Below are 19745 nucleotides of genomic sequence, written 5' to 3' on the forward strand. Positions count from 1 at the left end.
ATAGCTAAAAACAACTGCCTTTATTTTTTAGGCAGTTGTTTTAATACGGCCTCTCGTGCAAGAGCATGGGCAGCTTTATTTTGATCGTCTGGAATCCATTTAATGAAAAATAGGTCAAATGAATCTACGATGGTTAGAATTTTCTCTAAAATAGCCGCAAATTCTGGATTCTTCGCATATCTTTTTTCTACTGCTGCGCAAACGATTTGTGAATCAGTACGTGCTGAAACGAGAGAGGGTGATAGTTTTTTTGCTTCTTCTAAACCCCTTTGTAATGCAATAAATTCGGTGGTGTGATTGGAGTATTCACCGATAAACTCACTTACTTTGACATGGTGTCCTTCTCCTTTTATAAACACACCTATCCCACTTGGTCCTGGATTACCAGTGGTCGAACCGTCAATGTATACTTCTAACATGATAATCACCTTTTTTTAAAATAATGGATATAGTTAGTTTGAATGATTAGAGGGATAGTTGCAAACAAAAGAAACATAATAGTACAATTATGAAATAGTGAGGAGTAGTAAAGTATGAAAAATACACAGTTAATAAATGAAATTGATTATTTATCGGATACTTATTGTGACGGATGCTTTATTCGAAAGCAATTAAGGAAAGAGAGTGGCAAAACAACTGCATATAGATTTTGTCTAGAACAATGCACTGTTGGTGAGAGTATTAAACAAATTGGTAATAAACTAAAGGGCTCAAAAATTAAAAAGTCCCACGACTAGTTTGCCGCGGGAAGAAGCGTTTCTATTCGTTTTTTATCACGTTTGCAGCTTGAGGTCCACGGTTTCCTTCAACAATTTCGAACGTTACTTGTTGTCCTTCATCTAATGCTCGAAATCCATCACCTTGAATTCCCGTAAAATGGACAAATACATCTTCTCCATCGTTGTATTCGATGAAACCATACCCTTTTTCATTATTAAACCATTTTACTTTCCCCTGTTGCATAAACGTTCCTCCCTTAATCCACTAAATATTCTATAAATGGATACATAAACTATACTTGAATTGTCAGTCATCGTCAATAATATGTCGAATTTTAGCTTTGTATATGGAAATTGTTCAAATGTGAATATAAATTATTTAAGAAGATCAGTAGATAAGAAAGTCAGGAGAATAACTACAATATAAAATTCTTACTACGCAGCAATATTTTTATAAATCTATACACTGAAATTATTAATAATCATTTGACCTAGTAATGTAAATACAAAATATTCCGCTTAGATTAAAATTGAAATTAATTTAGTTGTTATTTAAAAGTGGGAACACCGGAATTCTTCTTCAGCAAGCGTGTAAATTTTTAAATTTACTATACTATATTATAGAATGGGATGTTCGTGACGATTGCCTTCAAACTGTCGGTTATTAATGTAACGACAACCTTTTTTAGTCTTAAATTCACACGTTAAAATATTTTTTCTAATTCTTTTAGAGTAGTTTGTTCTTCCTTTAGGCATAGGTTTGGCTCGTCCCTTTACACGAATCTTTTTAATTACTATAACTAGTATAGATTTTTTAACCACTTTTTGAATTCCAACAAACTACTAAGAGATATATATAATCTTCAACGGCCTTTTGGTTAATCCTTATTTTTTGACGAGTGAGTATTTCAATACCGCGAGATTCATACTTTGTATGTTAAATATAAAAAGTGGAATCATCAAACATCTTTAGATTTCTAATAATGAATAAAGACCTTCTTTAGCATATTGAATGCCAATAAGTTCTTTTTAGCTGAATAACTTGTGAAATAGAAAAATTCCCCATTTGTTAAACAGATTTTATTTGTTCACCTGTTTAGCAAATAGGGAGCATATCATTTATCTTTTTTCTAGACTTATATATTTGGCTGTAACATGTAATTTATTTTTAATTTTTCTTATCAGTTGTTGGTTGATTAGTAAATGTGTTAACCTGCTGTGTCAGTTCATCAACTAATTCCTTTAGTTGATGTTTTTGTCGATCAGTTAACTTTTCTTTAATGTTCTCTGGATTAATACCATTTCTTCTTAGTGTATCATCCACTAGAAGATCAATTACCTTGTTTGAGATAACGTTTGGTTTTTCTGGTAAATTACTCATATTGTTCACTCCTTCAATTAAAACCGGTTTAATATTAATATATGCAATTATTGGAAAATTGAGCAGTTTAAATGAGTGGATGTTTCTATAAAAAATTTTGGTTATTTACTCTGATAAGTGTTCATCTCTTATACACAAAGAAATTCCAAATAATTTTTGTTCAAATGGTTTTTTTGAGTAAAAAACTATAGAATATCTAATCTTGCAACGATAGCGACAAGAATTTGAAGTAGTGCCTGGATATTTACTGCTAAGTCTGTATCAGTAGTGGTTACAGTAATATTTTTAGAGCCCTCAATTATTGTAGTTTGGACATTTCTTTGCTTTGTTTTAATAAATTGGCTGAGATCTTGAGTTACTGCTCTTCCTTGGTCAGAATCCCCGATAGTAACACTAATAACTGCTGCAATTGCTGCTTGTATTCCTAACTGTAGCGATATCGCTGCTTGTGTATCTGTTGATCGCACTTCAATGCATTCAGAATCTTTTACGATAATCCGTTCAAATGATTGTTGTTTTGTAGATACTACTTGTTTCCCGTCTTGGAGGACATCGTTGTCGTTATTACAGGAAGTATCGCAATGATCTAATGCTCTCCATTTTTTTTTCTCCATAATGTCTATTCACCTCTTTTACTTATTATTTTAGATTAAAGAATATCCAATCTCGCAACTAATGCTACCAATACTTGTAACATAGCTTCGATGTTAACTGATAAGTCCGTATCAGTTGTTACAATGTTGACGTCTTTTGAATTATCAACATAAATTTTTTGTTTGTTCGTTTGCTCATCATTAAAATTTTGGAACAATTCTTGCGATACTGCTTGACCTTGAACGGTATCACCAATTGCGATGCTAATTACTAATGCAATAGCTAGTTGTAGGCCAACTTGAAGTGAAACAGCAGCTTGTGTATCGGTTGACCGAACAGTTACGTTACAAGAATCTTTAATCCAGATTAATTCGTCAGACTCCTGATCGACAGATGAAAACTGTCCACCACCTTGAAAAACTGTTGCATCCTCATTATTTCCAGAGGAAGCCCAGTTGTTATCTTCTTCCCCCTGCTCCCAATGATGATTATTGCATCGTTTGCATTTTTTAGCAGGTTCTTCACAAACATACTTACAATGTGTGCATTTCCAATGACTCATTTTCTAATCTCCTTCCTCAATTGATTAACAGGTTGCAATAATTTTACAACCGGTTTTATATAACATATGAGCTTTTTAAAGAAGGGTATAGTTTATTTGACTAGACTAATAAAACTATTTCAAAAGAGTGGATGAAGGGTTTTTGCTTTATACAAGAAGCTAGGGAAAACCTATTGAAAGATTCAAGTCCATTAAAAATAAATGCAAATATTACAGTCAAAGAGATTTATTGTATATAATAGAAAGGATGAATCAAACTTAAGGAGAAATAAGAGATGAATCATATTGAGCAATGTGAGAATTTAGTCAAAGAAGTGTACATGCATTTTGATGCTAGTCATGACTTTCAACATATAGAGAGAGTACGTAAAAACGCTTTTGATATTGCAGATACAGAACCTTCTGCAAATAAAGAGATTATTGAGCTTGCTGTTTTACTACATGATGTTAGTGATCCAAAATATTCTACAGAAGAAAAGCGAGAAGAAGAAAGAATCATTAAACAATTGAACTTAACGGAACAAAAGGAAGCTCAAGTTAAAGATGTTATTAAAGCTATTTCATTCAATGGAGGTCATGAGTTAGAAGCTGTGACGATAGAAGCGAAAATAGTTCGAGATGCTGATAGGTTAGACGCAATTGGTGCTGTAGGTATTGCTAGGACATTTGCATATGGTGGAGCTAAAGGGCGACTACTTTATGATGCATCTGAAACTCCGAGAGAAAATATGTCAATAGAAGAATATCGTACGAAAAAAACGGCTTCGGTTACACATTTCTATGAAAAATTATTAAAACTATCTGATGGTATGCAAACTAAAAAAGGTAAAGAACTTGCAGTCGAGCGACATGCCTTCATGGAACTATTTCTAGAAAATTTACGTAAAGAAACAGGTGAACAACTATGAGTCATTTAATTATTTCTAATTTAACAAAAACAGTTGGTGAAAAAACTTTATTCGAAAATATATCCTTTACAATTAATAATCAAAATAGAGCAGGCTTGATAGGTATAAACGGAACAGGAAAATCTACTTTTCTATCTATTATCGCAGGCGAACTTGAAGCAGATTCAATTGAACGAGATCACCCGAACAAATATCGCATTGCCTATTTGGAACAGCAACCGACTTTTGAAAAGGAAGAAACCGTTATACAAACAGTATTTGGTGGCGATTCCCCTATACTAAAGATTAATAGAGAATACGAGGATGCCTTATTAGCCTTAATGGATAACTCAGATTCAACGGAACTTCAAAATAAATTGATGGATCTACAGCAGAAAATGGACGATTTGCAGGCATGGGATGTCAATTCATTAGCTAAGACTGCTTTAACTAAATTAGGTATAACACAGTTTGAAGAATCTATATTGCATCTATCTGGGGGTCAACAAAAAAGAGTAGCACTTGCAAAAGTGTTAATCGAACCAGCGGATCTTTTATTGTTAGATGAGCCTACTAACCATTTGGATAAAGAGTCAACGGATTGGTTACAGGATATGTTACAAAGAGTGGAAGGTTCTATTATTTTTGTAACTCATGATCGGTACTTTTTAGATACAGTTGCAACACATATTTACGAGCTAGCTGATAAAACTTTATATACGCATACAGGAAATTACGCAGACTATTTAGAGTCAAAAGCATTACGCGAAGAAATGAATGCCGCATCTCAGCAAAAACTACAAAATTTATATCGTAATGAATTAAAGTGGATTCGCAGAGGTGCAAAGGCAAGATCTACAAAACAGAAAGCAAGAAAAGATCGATTCGAAGAGATAGACGCAAGTATAGATCGTGACAATTCAGCCTTAAACTTAGAGTTGGAAATGGTTACTACTAGACTTGGAAAGCAAGTGTTAGAAGGAAAAAATATCTCTAAAAGATTTGACACTAAAAACATTGTGGAGGATTTTTCGTTCTTGCTACAAGCGGGAGATCGCATTGGCATCGTAGGACCAAATGGTGTAGGAAAAAGTACGCTTCTTAAAATGCTTGCAGGCGAAGTTCCGATGGATTCGGGTGAGATAGTAAAAGGTTCCACCGTTAAGTTAATGCACTTTACTCAACAGTTACCAGAACTGAATCCACAAACAAGAATGATTGAATATGTACGTGAATCCTCTGATTTAATAGAAACTGGTTCTGGAGAAAAATTCTCTGCTGCTCAAATGTTGGAACGTTTCTTGTTTCCGTTAAACACACATGGGACTCAAATTGGGAAACTTTCTGGTGGGGAAAAGAAACGGCTGGTGCTATTAAAAATGCTGATGGAGCAGCCGAATGTTCTTTTTTTAGATGAGCCTACCAATGATTTAGATATCCAAACATTATCTGTATTGGAAGATTTCATGGAATCTTTTCCTGGTGTAATTATTACAATCTCCCATGATCGTTTCTTCCTAGATCGCATTGCTAAAAAGCTCTGGCTATTAAATGGTGATGGTACAGTAACTGAATGGCTTGGAGTTTATTCAGATATGCTTGAAGCACCAAAGGAAACTCCAAAGGAATTAGTAGAACAAATTAAAGTTGAAATGCCTGAAAAAGTAACAAAAGAAAAGAAAAAGTTCTCCTACAAAGAGCAAAGAGAATGGGAAACTATAGGTCAAGAAATAGAACGAACTGAACAGTTAATTGAGCAATTAGAAGGTAAAATGCAAACGGCTGGTTCTGATTTTACATTATTGCAGGATATAACTAATGAGTTAGCAGAAGCTAACGCCAAATATGAGGAACTTATTGAGAGATGGTCCTATTTGGAAGAGATAGCTTCTTCTTAACTTTAATTACTGGAGGTATTTAGAATATGAAAATAGTAACTATTGAGCCAACACCGAGTCCAAATACGATGAAAGTTGTAATTGATCAGGAGCTTCCTTTTGGCAAAAGTTATAACTATAAAAAAGACAATATAACCGATGCTCCAAAGGAAATTCAAGCAATCTTTGGTATAGATGGCGTTAAGGGTGTTTACCATGTGGCAGACTTCCTTGCAATTGAGCGTATTGCGAAGTTCACTTGGGAAACAATTCTAGCCAGTGTTGAAAATGTGTTTGGCGCTGAAAATGCTGAACTAAATGACACAGACAAACCATTAGAACATTATGGGGAAGTATACGTTCACGTTCAACAGTATAAAGGAATACCTCTTCAGGTGAAGGTATTCGATAGTGAATCAGAATCGAGATATGGACTATCCGAACGTTTTATTAAGGCACTAGATGAGGCGATGGAAGGCGATAAAGAAAATTATATCTTATTGCGCAAATGGGTGGATTATGGCGTTCGTTATGGAGATCAGAACGAAATAGGGGAACAGTTAGTAAAAGAGCTAGAAGCAACTTTTCCAGAAAGCAAACTTGCGCAATTGATTGCAGATAAGGATGTAAATGAAGAAGATAAAAAAGCTATAAGAGTACCATTTACATTAGAGCAATTTCAGGTTAGTGAATGGGAGGAACGTTTTCAATTACTAAATAATTTGATCAATCCAGAAATAGACGACCTACCAATTTTGGAAAGAGCACTGCAAGATGAGCAAGTATCTATTAGACGATTAGCAACAGTTTATCTGGGATTAATAGAGGACGAAGCAGTTGTTCCTTTTTTAGAAATGGCTCTAAAAGACAAGAGCTCAGCAGTTAGAAGAACAGCTGGTGATGCAATGAGTGACTTAGGATTTATACAATTTGCAGATGCGATGAAGATTGCTTTGTTTGATAAAAACAAATTAGTTCGCTGGAGAGCAGCAATGTATTTTTACGAAGTTGGCGAAACAGATGCACTTATAGCCCTTAAAGAAGCAATGAATGATAAAGAATATGAGGTAAAGCTTCAGGTGTTAATGGCTATTTCTCGTATTGAGGGCGGAGAAGAAGCTAAAGGATCCGTTTGGAAACAAATGAGTGAAGCAAGAAAATAGAACTAAATAATAGTACCATGAAGAGAAAATAATCTCTATTGTAAACGCAAGAATGCTGTTCGATATATATATGAACATTATTCTTGCGTTTTTTGCACTATTAAGAAGAAATTATACAAAGGCCAACAAAAGATATTCTATACAGACGTGCTATTGTCGCACGCAATGCTTAAGCCTTTGAGGATGTTCATGTCAAACGCATTAGATATGAATAGGTTTTTTATTTTTGAGATTGTAGTATGATATGACTAATCAAAATCTGGGAGGAATAACGGTGAAGTTTATCAAAGTACTGTTTGGGATTATCATTTTTATAGGTATTCTTGTGGTAGCCGCTTATTATTTTGGACCAAAGCTAGTTGCCGATCAAGTGATGGAAAAAGTTTCAATAGAGTTACAGGATAGCGGACAGCTAGAAACGATAAAAGAGGAAATTGAAAATGATCCTGAGCTTCAGGAATTTATAGCTGAGGGTAAGGATGTGGATAGTAGCAAACTACCTTTTCAAACAAAAGAAGAAGCTACAAGAGCATTGGTTACAAAGTTTGGCCTAGGTGAAATCCAAGAAATTCAATCAAAAGCTCAAAATGGAATGACTGAAGAAGAAAAACAGGAGATTTTTAATAAGTTAGAAAGTAACTTAACTGAGGAAGAAATGCTCGCTTTAAAAGTATTAGCATATAAGGAATTGTATAAATGATAGCTTGAAAAGGAGAAACTTCAAATGAATATTATTCTGAAGGAAGTGTTAGAAACTGAAAAAATTATCTTAAGAAACCTCTATTCTTTGTATCTTCATGACCTTTCAAAATATACTTCCCTAATTGATATTGGAGATGACGGTTGTTTTGAATATGAGGAAATAGATGAATTTTGGGAAACAGAAGGGCTTTCTCCATATTTCATCATTTTAGATAAAAACATCATCGGTTTTATACTACTATTGGAACGACCGTTCTTAAAAAAAGATTATGACTTCGGCGTAAATGACCTATTTATATTAAATAAATACAAAGGTATGGGATTAAGCAGACAGGCCATAAGAGAATTATTCCAAGTTAAGAAAGGGAAATATTTTGTAATTGAATTAATGGAGAATAGTCCTGCTGTTTCGTTTTGGAAAAGAATTTATAGTGAAATGAATATTCAATTTGAAGAAATACAGAATGTAATGGATGATGAACAGTGCTTAATTCAGGCATTTATAATTAATTAATATTAATATGGATCCTTCTATACCTTCCGAAAATGGTTTCATGGATAGTCCGAGTGCGTCAAGACTAATGTTAGACAAATATTATCAAAAGGAAGTAGTTAAGGAACACGTACAAGGTATATGCAAATCCTTTGGAGCTCTATCAGCTAAAAGAGAAAGATGTATTAGTTCAACGTGCCAATATGGTGAAATATTTTAAGATGTATAGTGGAGAAATATTCGCGCAATTTTAATTCAAGCTGCCATGGTAAGAGATTTAAAAAAAACGGTGTATGGAAATAGTAAAAGTTATTTAGATATAATTACCAGGTTATTTCTTGAGTGTTTCGGGTAATTTAAGTCTATGAGAAGCTGAAGTTCTCCCTTCGTGATTCTCAGACAATCTTAATTTAATTAGATTGGAGCCCCACTGTTGAAGAAGTGGGGCTTTTTATTTTGCTTCTAATACTATAGACTTCACTATTTCCAAATCGAAATTAGCTTTATTAAAAGAGATTAGTGAAAATCCAGAACCTACACAAAAGCCTATACATTCAAATGTCGAAGATGGATTAGCGGTTATTTCAGGAGCACCTATCGGTTATAAGAATTGTACTGCATTGAAAGAGTATTATCCCAAATGGAGTAAAAAAAGGACATCCTGCATATGCATCTAAACATGATGTGGACAAAGATGGTTGGGCATGTGAGCCTATAGGAAAATAAGTGAACGTTCTGTGGGGGAATCCGGTAACTATAGGGATAAAAAAGTTCAAGGAAAAAGTAATATAACTAGCACTATTCCCTGCTCATTTGAGTGGTTTTTTTTTGTGAAAAATTCTTTGTTGAACGGAATACCAAAGAAAGATAAAAATAAATTTCTTCATACGAGATAAATTACCTTAACCATTTTTAAACACTGCATAATCTATAAAAAGTAGTAATTGGAAAGGAGGGGGAAAAAGATGTTTGGATATGGTGGAGGCGAATGTAATAACGACTATGGTAATAGCGGATCTACTTTTGTATTAATTGTAGTATTATTTATCTTACTTATTATCGTAGGAGCAAGTTTTATGAATTACTAAACAAATCTGTTGTAAATTAAAAGGGTGTTTTAATTTTGCCGACATCCCTTTTGTTCATGGGATATAATTTGTCTACTGTACCAAGTTCTTTTAGGGTAAAGGGCATATGTTTAGTAGAAAATCCAGATTTATTTTCTCTTCATAAAAAGCGACCTTCTCATTAAGTAATTAATTTGAGTGGGGCTTTTTTATTTCCTTTTCAAGTAAACTCTTTAGAAATATATTGTTCCACTAATATGATGTTTTAAAAAAACACATAAGATTATTCACTTAACAATTGATGCAGTAAAAAACAATTAAAAAGCGGCTTACACTTGATGTCGTAAGCCCGCATTATATAAATCTTTTATAGTTCTATTAATTCTTATGGAAGTTCGTTAATGTTTCTGCTTTTGTCTTTTTTTAATACATATATAGTTAATTCTATTAAAGCTATTACCACGAGAGAAAGACCAAAAAGTGGCATAATTATTCCCAAAGTTATTAATAGAACTATGAATCCGGCAAAACTTTTTCCAACCGGGGTTTTTGGAGGAGCTGATATTTGATGTTTTACTTTTCTATCTAGCCATGTTTTGAATCCCCAAAAAATTACTGCTAGAAAGGCTAAACAAACGAGTAGATTTATTATTTTATTTGGCCACCCAAATAAATGCCCCTCATGTAATGGAATACCCCATGTAAACCATTTCCCTAAAATACCATATTCCTCGTAACCAACTTTTGAGATAAAATTGCCACTATATTGATCAAAATAAGCAGTCACTTCCTCATATGGGCTAACATCTAAGCCAGCAACTCCAGTGTTGCTTCCTTTCGATACTGTATATACACCCTCTTCACTCATTGGAAAGATGATAGAATACGGTTCGGAGATTTGGGTTTCTTCAACCTCTTTCATCAGTTTTTGCATACTAACCATATTATCATTATCTATAGTAATCGTAATCATTTTATGGTGAGCATGAGGATCCTCAGATTTAGGTGTCTGATTTTTACGAATAGCCCATGGAATTTCGTTGATATCAGATGTTGGCGGAACTAGTTGTAATTCTGGAATACCGATAGAGGGTTGAGATTGGGCTACAGAATGTATGAAATTACCCATTAGAGCGGACCAAGGTAAACCTGTAAATATCAAAATGACCATGGGTATAGCTATTATAGTGCCAGTTATAGCATGAAGTTTTTTATGTCTCTGTCTTTTATTTAGAGTACCTTTATGTCTTTTAAAGACTTTCCCTTTCAATGACATATAAACTCCCGAAATCAGTAAAAATATAGCCCAACATGCAGCTAATTCAACCAAATAGTTTACAACTGTTCCACCTACAAACAAAGAACTATGCAAACTTCTCATTACGTTTGAGAAGGTATTTGCTGCATTTTGACTACCTATTATTTGGTTATTATTATCTATAAATACATACTTCTGTTCGCCAGTTGCATCGGTCATTGTAAATCTTGTATTGTAATCTTCTTTTAAAACTATAACTTTTGTAACATTGAAACCATGATATTGGTTTTCAGCGTTTTTTATCGCTTCATCAATTGATATACTTTCATTAATAGTTGACTCACCAAAAAATAAATCGTCATACATTTGATTTTCAACATTAGTATAAAATAAATACCCAATCCCACTTAATGTTAGTGATATTAATAGTGGAGCAATAAATAGCCCCGCATAAAAGTGCCAACGCCAAAAAATATTATAAAATCTCTTGTTATTATTCAAATTTTTTCCCCCATAATTTAATGATTCTCACAACCTATATATACTTCAAAATTGCAATTAGGATCATTGTCTAATAATAATCACTTTTTTAATTGTTATTAAATTTGATTTCCTAATACAAATTACATTTTATAAAAAAATTGTGAAATTTGAACGAAATTAATTATAATTAATATTAATTAGTATTTATATCAATTCAATACAAAATTGACTTGTTGTAAGAACAATTGGATTCTCATCCATAAACAAAAAACTGGATTATAGATTTTTGTATAATTTTAATGAATGGTTTGGAGCGTAATCTATTGGATCATATAAAGTATAGTTATTTATCATGGTAATATAAGCAAAAGTCGTTCGAACGTCATAAAAAAGAAGAAAAAAGTCACGAAAGAGTCGTTAAAATCCTAAAAGACTATGTAAAAATACGAAAACAGGGTATTAGCTTCTGTTGTGAAAATGTTGTTATAATAGGTTATGTGAAACTAAATGAAAGAAGGCGAAGTCATGAATGCATACGATGAGTATATGAAGGGTATTGTTGGACCAATGCGAAGTGAATTAACAGGGGCTGGATTTAAAGAGCTTATAACACCTGAGGATGTCCAAGAACATATGTCAACTGCTAGTGGAGTATCCTTAATCGTGATAAATTCAGTATGTGGATGTGCTGCTGGACTTGCAAGACCTGCTGTTGTTAATGCACTAAATGAATTAGAAGTAAAACCTGAAAACTTAGTGACAGTATTCGCTGGACAAGATCAAGAGGCTACTGCAACAATGCGAGGGTATTTTGAAGAAGTTCCGCCAAGTTCACCATCTATTGCCATTTGGAAAGATGATCAGTTAGCGTATTTCATTCCACGTGAGCAAATTGAGAGCAACTCAATGGAGACAATTAAAGACCATCTATCTGGTGTTCTTTCACAAGTTGTTTCTTCATGAATACCGTAGTAACAACAGCGGGAAGAACAAAAGAGGAATATATTTTAAAAGCAAAAGAGATTTCTAAACTTTTAAATTTACCTTATTTTAAACGGCAAAAGAAATCAGTTTCTACTATACAAAAAGAACAGCAAGCAAATGTACTTGTTGTGAGCAATGAGAGATTGGAACTGTATACTTACGGTTCCACTTCTCCTTTTTTCTTTCATCCTAATTCTGCTGCGTTTCGCATGAAGAGATTATTAAAAGGGGAGCATGATTCATTTTTGGAAGCAACTAGTCTAGAAGTGGGGGATCATTTTTTAGATACCACAGCTGGCCTATGCTCAGATAGTATTATTGCTTCTTATGCGGTAGGAGTTACTGGGATTGTACATGCTTGTGAAAAGGAACCAATTATAGCGTACGTGGTAGATGAAGGGCTAAAAAATTACAAAACAAACAATCAGGCGATGCTAAAAAGCTTACAGAATATACGTCTTATTAATCACGATTCAGTGGCTTACATGAAAACAGTACCGTCAAATACCTATGATGTAGTTTATATAGATCCAATGTTCGAAGAAATAATTGAGGAGGCCTCCAATTTTCATGTATTAAGAGAGGCAGGTGCCCATGATTCTTTGAGCGATGAGTGGGTGTCAGAGGCAAGAAGACTTGCAAGAAAGAGAGTAGTATTAAAAGCACATTTCCGTTCAAATCTATTTGAAGAATTTGGTTTTAAACGAGAAATTAGGTTCTCTTCTAAGTTTCATTATGGAATTATCGATTTATAGTATGACAAAGAGGTAATATGGAAAAGAGAGCCATGACGATAGCCACGACCCTCCCTAAAACTTTGTTAATAATTTAAATCAATCCGTAAAGTTAAGTGATGTTAAATATGCTAATAAAAATAAAAATCCGATACCTATAACTAATCCTGCGTCCATCGTGATTTTCCTCCTTTGTTCAAAAAGCTCTGTGGTATGTTTACACATTTTATTGTACAATGAATAGTAAGAAGATGAAACCTTTACTTAATCAAAACGTTTAATAGAATGAAGAGTTTTACTAAAATTGTCCAATATTGAAGGTGAATAGGTTGAAAAAGTGGTTCCAAAAGTCAATAATTATAACTGTTGCATTACTAACGTTTGGTCTAATATCTCCTAGCCATTTCATATGGGAACAAATATTAGATACTAAAAGTCCTTCTAGGGCTATTTCTTCTGATTTACAAGATTATGATCAAGTATCAATTACAGATGACTCCTCCATTTATGAGAATATGGCGAATGCAGCCAGAGAACAAGCATACATAAAATTCGGGAATCGAATAGGGCCAGTGATTCGGCATGAGTTTGACGATGTTATATTTCCAAAAATCCAAGAAGCAATTGATATGACTATTGCCAAAACATCCGATCAAGAAATACCGCTTTTATCTATTTCTGAGCAGCCATCTGGAGATTATCATGAAAAGATTTTTAATATTTATAATGATTCTACTAAAAAAGATTTAATCCGTTTTCATGTAAGAACGGACAAAAAGCCACAAGATGGATATTATTTCAATTTCCATTATCACTTGGCGGAAGATAAGTATTCTAAACATTATGTGTTGGGTGACATATATTGGTCAAAAAACACACCACCAAAATGGTTATCCTAAAAAAGCCAAAACACTCATATAAAAATGAGTGTTTTTTTGTTTGGAGTTGTTAATATATCAATGTTTCTATTAGGTGAGATTGTATTATTATTTTAGTTAAGCATATATAAAAATTTTGAATAAGACACTGTACCCCAAAATCGCTTATTCTTCGAGGTTTCATACAAATCGTTCTATCTTATATTGTTGTGTAGTGACGTTCTAGATCTTATGATTACCAAACAACTTTAGGTTATACTTTTCCATAATATACTCATGGTTTCTCGAGCAGTTTTAGGTTTCCAATTCGATTTCATAGCATCGACATAAATATGATTAAATTTATCACTATTAAATTATTAATTTCTACTAAACTAACATTTCAATCTAATACAGCGGCCGATCTCAATCAGGACACGCTTATCCTTTTCATTCGTATTAAAGCCTTATTTACTCTTTTCTGCTCGTAATACTTATAGCGATATGCAAACTTCTTATTATTTTCATGTTTATATCAGTAAATGCAATATATTTTTGTTATAGTCATTTTTTCACGAGCCATCTCCACACTTCTTTTCACATATGCTGTTACATTCTAGAAACTTCTGATTTCATTATCTTTATTATTGTCACAATGAAAGAATTCTGTGACGGTCTACTTTAGGTGAGTATTTGTACTTTTTGTAAACTGAGCTTATACAAGTTAGTAATTGTGCTGTTTGCAATTGTTCACACAGGTGCAGTCTTTTTTCAGCAAACTCAAGCACTACATGAAACGCCTCTTCAATCAATCATACAGCTTTTCTTTCGATGTAGGTAAATCCATTCGATTCAGCATAAAAGTCGGTACCTAGTCATAATATGCAAAATTATCAGCTTTCCATCTTGATGTTCCGAAGAAGACACTCGATATGGCACAGTTCATGATTAAAGTCTTGCCCTTGTTCACATTTAGTGAGTCTATCATGTATCAGGATTAGCTCATGGACCACTACAGATTCATAAAGTGAATAAAATAATTGTTGCATCTAACCGGCAAGCTATTGCCTCTCAATTCAAAACATGCGTTCTATTTTCAGTGTAAAACTAAATCACTCCAAATGGCAGGAAAGGTTTGTCACAGAATTAATCAAACCTAAATAGACAACAGGATTGCGTATAATTTAAAGTAATTTTGAATTTCATCGAATTCCATTTGTCTTTTTACCGGTCACCCCACCTATTAGCTAACGCTCTACTAGCCACCAGAACTGATAAGTTCGGCATCTTTCAATAATTCAAAATCAACAATATCACTGTAATTGTAGGCGTTAGAGTTCTTTTTTCTAAAAAATTCACTTGGATTTTGCCATTTTTGTTTAGTTATCATCGAATTCTATAAATGTACCAATTTTCTAGAAGGGTCAGAATTTTTTAGTTCATTATTGTTGCATGCTTCTTTCCCGTAGCATTGTGAGTGCTAAAATAGGTGACTTTAAAGAAGCTCTTATGTTTGTTAGTTCAGTTAGTTGCAGCTGAAGTCAGAGTGATGGCAGTGAGAAGACATGATTAGTAGTCCAGAAGGTGTAATGGTGAATGTAACTATGATAATAACATCAGTTTATTTATACGTGGGAGAGAGGTTTCAGGCACAAAAAAGCTAAATGACTCGGCAAAGTCAAATAGCAAAATTGAATACTTATGAATATTATAGCATGAGTGCATTTGCTCTCTTCAAGAAGTCTAAGATTTCTTAATGGGATTCCAACCATTACAAAGAGGTGGAAACATGTTGGAAAATGGAATGGTAGCAGGCTATGGATACGAAGAGCCATTACGAGAACCTAGAAAGGTTGGTCAATGCATCTACAAACATTGTAGAGAAGAACTGTACGAAGGTGAAGGATACGAACTTCATGGTAAATTATATTGCTCTACAGGATGCATGGGTGAGCATCTTATCGAAGTAGGCGAGGCAACCGATCTAAGTAAATAAGAAAAACCACTATTCTGCATTGATAAAGAACTCAGGAACTAAATTTATAATTGTATTTTATCGGTAGGATTCAGAAATTCAAGGAGGAGTATTTTGCAAGCGAAAACGTTAATACAAACAGTTGATTTGAGCCGTGAAGAGTGGTTAGAAGCAAGACGGCTTGGTATTGGTGGTAGTGATGTTTCAGCAATTGCAGGTTTAAGCAAGTGGAAGTCTCCGGTTGGAGTTTATTTAGATAAGCTCGGTCAAACACCTCATAAGGATTTGGCTGGGGAAGCTGCATACTGGGGCAATGTTATGAAAGACATAGTTGCTAAAGAATTTACTGTACGAACTGGTTTAAAGGTTCGGAGAAGAAACGCAATATTGAAACACCCAGATTATCCTTTCATGTTAGCTAATGTGGATCGTTTGATAATTGGTAAACGAGAAGGTTTGGTGTGTAAAACAACTTCTGAATACCTAAAAGGTGAGTGGGATTGTGAAGAAATACCAACCGCTTATAATCTCCAATGTCAGCATTACATGGCAGTTACAGGTTTTAAAGCTTGGCACATAGCAGTACTTGTTGGAGGAAATAAATTTGTCCATAAAAAAATTGACCGTGATGAGGAATTAATCACATACCTTATAAATATAGAAAAAGATTTTTGGGAAAACAACGTGTTGAAACAAATTCCGCCTCCATTTGATGGTTCTGATGCATCGGCAGATTTGCTGAAAGCGCTTTATCCTGAATCGGAACATGACACGGAAATTATTCTACCTTCTGAAGTGGAAACACTTATTGATTCATTAGACCAAATCAAAGTTGATTTGACTGACCTTCAAACAAAAGAGAAGGAATATAAAAATAAAATCAAAGCCTTTATGGGTGTGAACGAAAAAGCTTTTACAGCTACTCGGAAAGTGTCTTGGAAGTCAAGTGATGTTACACGCTTTGATTCGAAACGCTTAAAAGAAGAGGAACCAGAACTATTTAAAAAATATTCGAATACTACTTCAGAACGAAGATTCTTAATCAAATAGGTGGAAAATGGTACTTGCTACAAATACACAAGTGAAACAATAATTATCAAATAATGTTAACCGTGGGGGACTAAAACCAGTTCCTCCAGAGCAAATATTAAATGCCCTTTTTAAGAGCATGGGTCCAGAAATCCAATGAGCTATTGCCAAAACATATGGATACAGCGGTATTACACCTAAGTTATTAGTTGTGACCAAACATCTTTTTTGCAGCAATCATGCAATCTCCTTAGCTGGGTGTAAAACCAAATACAGATCTTGGACAAGCTTATTAATACCTTACGAGAAAGAATGTTCAATTCCATTTAGAGTATAAAGAGTTAATTGATATAACAGTTCGTAGTGGTCGATATAAAGCTACTTAAGTCACGAAGAATATGGAGATAACGAGTTTAAGTTCCAGTGCGGATTGAATTAAGATTTAGTACACAAACCATCGACAAGTCCTGAAGAAGAACCAATTTGATACTTTTTCATTTGATAAAGTACAAATTACTTTTACCGCAAACATACCCACAACAATATGATATAATATACTAAAGTTATTAAGTAGTTAAAAATGTAATAGATAGAAAACGTTGATTTTTCTACGTCTAGTTATTAAAATTATATACATCGCTAAACGGATTGTGTTTTGGTCAATAAACACACCACCAAAATGGCTCTCTTAGTGAGAGCCTTTTTGTATGAAAAATGAAAAGAGGGATATGACATGGAGCAGTACCTTACTTTGTGCAAACATATTATTAAAAATGGCGTTGAAAAAGGAGATCGTACTGGAACTGGTACGAAAAGTGTCTTCGGCTATCAAATGCGTTTTGACTTATCAGAAGGTTTTCCCCTTCTTACAACGAAAAAAACGGCATTCCGTTTAGTGGCAACCGAGCTACTATGGTTTCTAAAAGGTGATACAAATGTGAAAACTCTTATTCAGGCTAATAATCATATTTGGGATGAGTGGGCATTTGAGAAATGGGTAAACAGTGATGAATATACAGGTCCTGATATGACAAATTTTGGAGTGCGAGCAGCAAAAGACCCTGATTTTAAGGATGTTGTGCAGAAACAAATGGATATATTTTGTGAAAAAATCTTAACTGATGATGTATTCGCTGATAAGTTCGGTGACTTAGGTCCCGTTTACGGTCGTCAATGGAGATCCTGGCCGACAAAGGATGGACAAACAATCGATCAATTACGAAATGTCATTGAGCAAATACAGAAAAATCCTGACTCTAGAAGACATATAATCACTGCATGGAATCCAGCTGAAGTAGATGAAATGGCTTTACCTCCATGTCACTCCTTTATGCAATTTTACGTGGCAAATGGGAAGCTATCCTGTCAGCTTTATCAGCGGAGTGCGGATGTGTTTTTGGGTGTTCCCTTTAACATTGCCTCTTATGCTTTATTAACTCATTTAATAGCAAAAGAATGCCAATTAGAAGTCGGAGAATTTGTCCATACTTTAGGGGACGCTCATTTATATATAAATCACATGGACCAGGTTACAACGCAATTAGAAAGAGACCCACGTACGTTGCCACAATTATTATTAAATGACCAAAAAGAGTCTATTTTTGATTTTGAAATAGAAGACATTCAATTAGAAGGATATGATCCACATCCTCGAATTAAGGCACCAATTGCTGTTTAAATAAGTTAAAGGAGGAAGCACATGATATCACTTATTGTTGCACATGATCCTAACAGAGTAATCGGGTTTGAAAACAAAATGCCTTGGCATATTCCAGGGGACCTTGCTTATTTTAAAGCACAGACTATGGACAAGGCGATGGTAATGGGGAGAAAGACTTTCGAATCGATTGGAAGAGTGTTACCTGGCCGTAAAAATATTATTGTAACTAGGAATGCAGATTATCAAGTAGAAGACGCCGAGGTAGTGACAGATTTAGCGAAAGCTATTGAAATAGCTACAGCCCACCATGAGGAAGTAATGGTAATTGGCGGTGAACAAATTTTTCGTGCGATTTTGCCAAAAGCGGATAGACTTTATATAACGTTTATTCAACAAACCTTTGAAGGAGATACCTATTTCCCATCATACAGTTATGATGAATGGGTGTTAGTTGACACAACCGCAGATATGAAAACTCCGGATGGTACTACGTATGTTTATTTGGTTTATGAAAGAAAGGTTAGTGAATAAGTTGTTTTCTTCTCTAAGAACTTTTGGTTTTTTATTTGGATATTTACCAGTTTCCTTACTTAAATATAAAAAAATAAAGGATCAAAAGAATAAACTTTCAACTGAGCAATACGATCGACTTGTCCATAATGTACCAAAATTATGGGCAAGTGGAATTTTAAAAAGAACTAAAAGCCAATTTACTTTAGAAGGAGAGGGAAATCTTCCAAGTGGACCTGTGCTTTTTATTGCCAATCATGAAGGTAATTTCGATATTCCAAGCTTACTAGCGTATATTCCCAAGCCATTTGGGTTTATTTCAAAGATAGAAGTGAAAAAACTACCGATTATTTCGAAATGGATGGAAGAAATGAATTGTGTGTTCATAGATAGGTCAAATAGAAAGAGCGCTTATAAATCCATTGAAGATACTGCTACCCATTTAGAGAATGGTCATTCTATTTTAATTTTTCCAGAAGGTACAAGAAGTAAGGGAAAAGAAATAGGTGTTTTTAAATCTGGATTTGTCCGAATCGCAAAACAGGCGAGAGTTCCTATTGTTCCAATAGCGATATATGGGACTTCAAAAATTATGGAAAAAAATAATAATAAAATCTGTCCAGCAAACGTTCAAATTAGCATTTTACCTACATACACTATAGAGAGTATTGACCAAAATGATACAAATAAAATTATAGAGGATCTACATACTTCTATTGCTAGAAAAATTGAAATGATTAGAACCACTAGCAAATAGTTTACAGAACAACAGTATTCTTCTTATAATAGTAGTAAGTAGGAAGGAAGGGA

22 protein-coding genes are annotated in these 19745 nt (G+C 33.9%); 16 read left to right on the plus strand and 6 right to left on the minus strand.

The features are described from left to right. Nucleotides 1-20 precede the first annotated feature (20 nt). Nucleotides 21-419, minus strand: coding sequence for a reverse transcriptase-like protein (locus tag ACQCPR_RS08475; protein WP_090561506.1), 399 nt, complete (start codon nt 417-419; stop codon nt 21-23). Nucleotides 420-533: 114 nt separating this feature from the next. Between ACQCPR_RS08475 and ACQCPR_RS08480 the strand changes: the two genes are divergently transcribed. Further along, complete coding sequence (locus ACQCPR_RS08480; RefSeq protein ID WP_241600335.1) at nt 534-737, plus strand: zinc-finger domain-containing protein; 204 nt, start codon at nt 534-536, stop codon at nt 735-737. A gap of 22 nt (nt 738-759) precedes the next feature. Here ACQCPR_RS08480 and ACQCPR_RS08485 read toward each other — a convergent pair whose 3' ends face one another. From ACQCPR_RS08485 to ACQCPR_RS08500, 4 genes are all read right to left on the minus strand, one after another. Next, entirely contained in the window at nt 760-963 is a 204-nt protein-coding gene (locus tag ACQCPR_RS08485; RefSeq protein WP_090561500.1) for a cold-shock protein, read from the minus strand. Between the two features lie 924 nt (nt 964-1887). Next, nucleotides 1888-2100, minus strand: a complete 213-nt coding sequence (locus tag ACQCPR_RS08490) for a spore coat protein (protein ID WP_427138753.1) — start codon at nt 2098-2100, stop codon at nt 1888-1890. A 185-nt stretch (nt 2101-2285) separates the two neighbouring features. After that, nucleotides 2286-2714 carry a spore coat protein gene (locus ACQCPR_RS08495; protein WP_090561496.1) on the minus strand — a complete coding sequence of 143 codons (429 nt, stop codon included), beginning with the start codon at nt 2712-2714 and terminating at the stop codon, nt 2286-2288. 35 nt (nt 2715-2749) lie between these two features. Next, nucleotides 2750-3256 (minus strand): spore coat protein, encoded by a 507-nt coding sequence (locus ACQCPR_RS08500; protein ID WP_090561494.1) that lies wholly within the window; start codon nt 3254-3256, stop codon nt 2750-2752. A 275-nt stretch (nt 3257-3531) separates the two neighbouring features. Here ACQCPR_RS08500 and ACQCPR_RS08505 point away from each other — a divergent pair, with 275 nt between their 5' ends. From ACQCPR_RS08505 to ACQCPR_RS08535, 7 genes are all read left to right on the plus strand, one after another. Continuing rightward, nucleotides 3532-4164 (plus strand): HD domain-containing protein, encoded by a 633-nt coding sequence (locus ACQCPR_RS08505; protein WP_090561492.1) that lies wholly within the window; start codon nt 3532-3534, stop codon nt 4162-4164. Beyond that, complete coding sequence (locus ACQCPR_RS08510; RefSeq protein ID WP_427138754.1) at nt 4161-6041, plus strand: ABC-F family ATP-binding cassette domain-containing protein; 1881 nt, start codon at nt 4161-4163, stop codon at nt 6039-6041. The genes ACQCPR_RS08505 and ACQCPR_RS08510 overlap by 4 nt, the downstream gene beginning before the upstream one ends. A gap of 26 nt (nt 6042-6067) precedes the next feature. Further along, entirely contained in the window at nt 6068-7183 is a 1116-nt protein-coding gene (locus ACQCPR_RS08515; protein WP_090561488.1) for a conserved virulence factor C family protein, read from the plus strand. A 274-nt stretch (nt 7184-7457) separates the two neighbouring features. Beyond that, nucleotides 7458-7883 (plus strand): hypothetical protein, encoded by a 426-nt coding sequence (locus ACQCPR_RS08520; protein ID WP_241600340.1) that lies wholly within the window; start codon nt 7458-7460, stop codon nt 7881-7883. A 24-nt stretch (nt 7884-7907) separates the two neighbouring features. After that, the gene (locus ACQCPR_RS08525) at nt 7908-8399 is read left to right on the plus strand and encodes a GNAT family N-acetyltransferase (protein ID WP_427138755.1); all 492 of its coding nucleotides are present in this window, start codon (nt 7908-7910) and stop codon (nt 8397-8399) included. Nucleotides 8400-9011: 612 nt separating this feature from the next. Then, nucleotides 9012-9104 (plus strand): excalibur calcium-binding domain-containing protein, encoded by a 93-nt coding sequence (locus tag ACQCPR_RS08530; protein WP_427138926.1) that lies wholly within the window; start codon nt 9012-9014, stop codon nt 9102-9104. Nucleotides 9105-9343: 239 nt separating this feature from the next. Further along, complete coding sequence (locus ACQCPR_RS08535) at nt 9344-9466, plus strand: YjcZ family sporulation protein (protein ID WP_090561481.1); 123 nt, start codon at nt 9344-9346, stop codon at nt 9464-9466. Nucleotides 9467-9830: 364 nt separating this feature from the next. Here the strand turns inward: ACQCPR_RS08535 and ACQCPR_RS08540 are convergent, their stop codons facing one another. Beyond that, a complete protein-coding gene (locus ACQCPR_RS08540; protein ID WP_427138756.1) occupies nt 9831-11204 on the minus strand; it encodes a PepSY-associated TM helix domain-containing protein in 1374 nt (457 codons plus the stop codon). Nucleotides 11205-11711: 507 nt separating this feature from the next. On the opposite strand from ACQCPR_RS08540, the gene ACQCPR_RS08545 reads away from it, so the two are divergent. The 8 genes from ACQCPR_RS08545 (at nt 11712) to ACQCPR_RS08580 (ending at nt 19692) form a co-directional block, all read left to right on the plus strand. Continuing rightward, the gene (locus ACQCPR_RS08545; RefSeq protein WP_090561476.1) at nt 11712-12149 is read left to right on the plus strand and encodes a BrxA/BrxB family bacilliredoxin; all 438 of its coding nucleotides are present in this window, start codon (nt 11712-11714) and stop codon (nt 12147-12149) included. Then, on the plus strand, nt 12146-12925 hold the full coding sequence (locus ACQCPR_RS08550; protein ID WP_427138757.1) for a class I SAM-dependent methyltransferase: 780 nt from the start codon (nt 12146-12148) through the stop codon (nt 12923-12925). The genes ACQCPR_RS08545 and ACQCPR_RS08550 overlap by 4 nt, the downstream gene beginning before the upstream one ends. Before the next feature lie 308 nt (nt 12926-13233). Then, a complete protein-coding gene (locus ACQCPR_RS08555) occupies nt 13234-13803 on the plus strand; it encodes a YpjP family protein (RefSeq protein WP_427138758.1) in 570 nt (189 codons plus the stop codon). A 1747-nt stretch (nt 13804-15550) separates the two neighbouring features. After that, nucleotides 15551-15757, plus strand: coding sequence for a hypothetical protein (locus ACQCPR_RS08560; protein WP_090561470.1), 207 nt, complete (start codon nt 15551-15553; stop codon nt 15755-15757). Nucleotides 15758-15850: 93 nt separating this feature from the next. Beyond that, nucleotides 15851-16786 carry a YqaJ viral recombinase family protein gene (locus tag ACQCPR_RS08565; protein WP_090561468.1) on the plus strand — a complete coding sequence of 312 codons (936 nt, stop codon included), beginning with the start codon at nt 15851-15853 and terminating at the stop codon, nt 16784-16786. A gap of 712 nt (nt 16787-17498) precedes the next feature. Beyond that, nucleotides 17499-18443, plus strand: coding sequence for a thymidylate synthase (locus ACQCPR_RS08570; RefSeq protein ID WP_427138759.1), 945 nt, complete (start codon nt 17499-17501; stop codon nt 18441-18443). A gap of 21 nt (nt 18444-18464) precedes the next feature. After that, nucleotides 18465-18956 (plus strand): dihydrofolate reductase, encoded by a 492-nt coding sequence (locus tag ACQCPR_RS08575; protein ID WP_427138760.1) that lies wholly within the window; start codon nt 18465-18467, stop codon nt 18954-18956. Then, nucleotides 18919-19692, plus strand: coding sequence for a lysophospholipid acyltransferase family protein (locus tag ACQCPR_RS08580; protein WP_427138761.1), 774 nt, complete (start codon nt 18919-18921; stop codon nt 19690-19692). The genes ACQCPR_RS08575 and ACQCPR_RS08580 overlap by 38 nt, the downstream gene beginning before the upstream one ends. Nucleotides 19693-19745 lie beyond the last annotated feature (53 nt).

It is taken from the genome of Psychrobacillus psychrodurans (genome assembly GCF_050209195.1).
Classification (GTDB): Bacteria; Bacillota; Bacilli; order Bacillales_A; family Planococcaceae; genus Psychrobacillus; species Psychrobacillus psychrodurans.

What these genes read in the sequence shown, in the direction of transcription:
- ACQCPR_RS08475 (WP_090561506.1), bottom strand. Translation starts at nt 419, where the DNA reads ATGTTAGAAGTATACATTGACGGTTCGACCACTGGTAATCCAGGACCA.
- ACQCPR_RS08480 (WP_241600335.1), top strand. Translation starts at nt 534, where the DNA reads ATGAAAAATACACAGTTAATAAATGAAATTGATTATTTATCGGATACT.
- ACQCPR_RS08485 (WP_090561500.1), bottom strand. Translation starts at nt 963, where the DNA reads ATGCAACAGGGGAAAGTAAAATGGTTTAATAATGAAAAAGGGTATGGT.
- ACQCPR_RS08490 (WP_427138753.1), bottom strand. Translation starts at nt 2,100, where the DNA reads ATGAGTAATTTACCAGAAAAACCAAACGTTATCTCAAACAAGGTAATT.
- ACQCPR_RS08495 (WP_090561496.1), bottom strand. Translation starts at nt 2,714, where the DNA reads ATGGAGAAAAAAAAATGGAGAGCATTAGATCATTGCGATACTTCCTGT.
- ACQCPR_RS08500 (WP_090561494.1), bottom strand. Translation starts at nt 3,256, where the DNA reads ATGAGTCATTGGAAATGCACACATTGTAAGTATGTTTGTGAAGAACCT.
- ACQCPR_RS08505 (WP_090561492.1), top strand. Translation starts at nt 3,532, where the DNA reads ATGAATCATATTGAGCAATGTGAGAATTTAGTCAAAGAAGTGTACATG.
- ACQCPR_RS08510 (WP_427138754.1), top strand. Translation starts at nt 4,161, where the DNA reads ATGAGTCATTTAATTATTTCTAATTTAACAAAAACAGTTGGTGAAAAA.
- ACQCPR_RS08515 (WP_090561488.1), top strand. Translation starts at nt 6,068, where the DNA reads ATGAAAATAGTAACTATTGAGCCAACACCGAGTCCAAATACGATGAAA.
- ACQCPR_RS08525 (WP_427138755.1), top strand. Translation starts at nt 7,908, where the DNA reads ATGAATATTATTCTGAAGGAAGTGTTAGAAACTGAAAAAATTATCTTA.
- ACQCPR_RS08535 (WP_090561481.1), top strand. Translation starts at nt 9,344, where the DNA reads ATGTTTGGATATGGTGGAGGCGAATGTAATAACGACTATGGTAATAGC.
- ACQCPR_RS08545 (WP_090561476.1), top strand. Translation starts at nt 11,712, where the DNA reads ATGAATGCATACGATGAGTATATGAAGGGTATTGTTGGACCAATGCGA.
- ACQCPR_RS08550 (WP_427138757.1), top strand. Translation starts at nt 12,146, where the DNA reads ATGAATACCGTAGTAACAACAGCGGGAAGAACAAAAGAGGAATATATT.
- ACQCPR_RS08560 (WP_090561470.1), top strand. Translation starts at nt 15,551, where the DNA reads ATGTTGGAAAATGGAATGGTAGCAGGCTATGGATACGAAGAGCCATTA.
- ACQCPR_RS08570 (WP_427138759.1), top strand. Translation starts at nt 17,499, where the DNA reads ATGGAGCAGTACCTTACTTTGTGCAAACATATTATTAAAAATGGCGTT.
- ACQCPR_RS08575 (WP_427138760.1), top strand. Translation starts at nt 18,465, where the DNA reads ATGATATCACTTATTGTTGCACATGATCCTAACAGAGTAATCGGGTTT.
- ACQCPR_RS08580 (WP_427138761.1), top strand. Translation starts at nt 18,919, where the DNA reads ATGTTTATTTGGTTTATGAAAGAAAGGTTAGTGAATAAGTTGTTTTCT.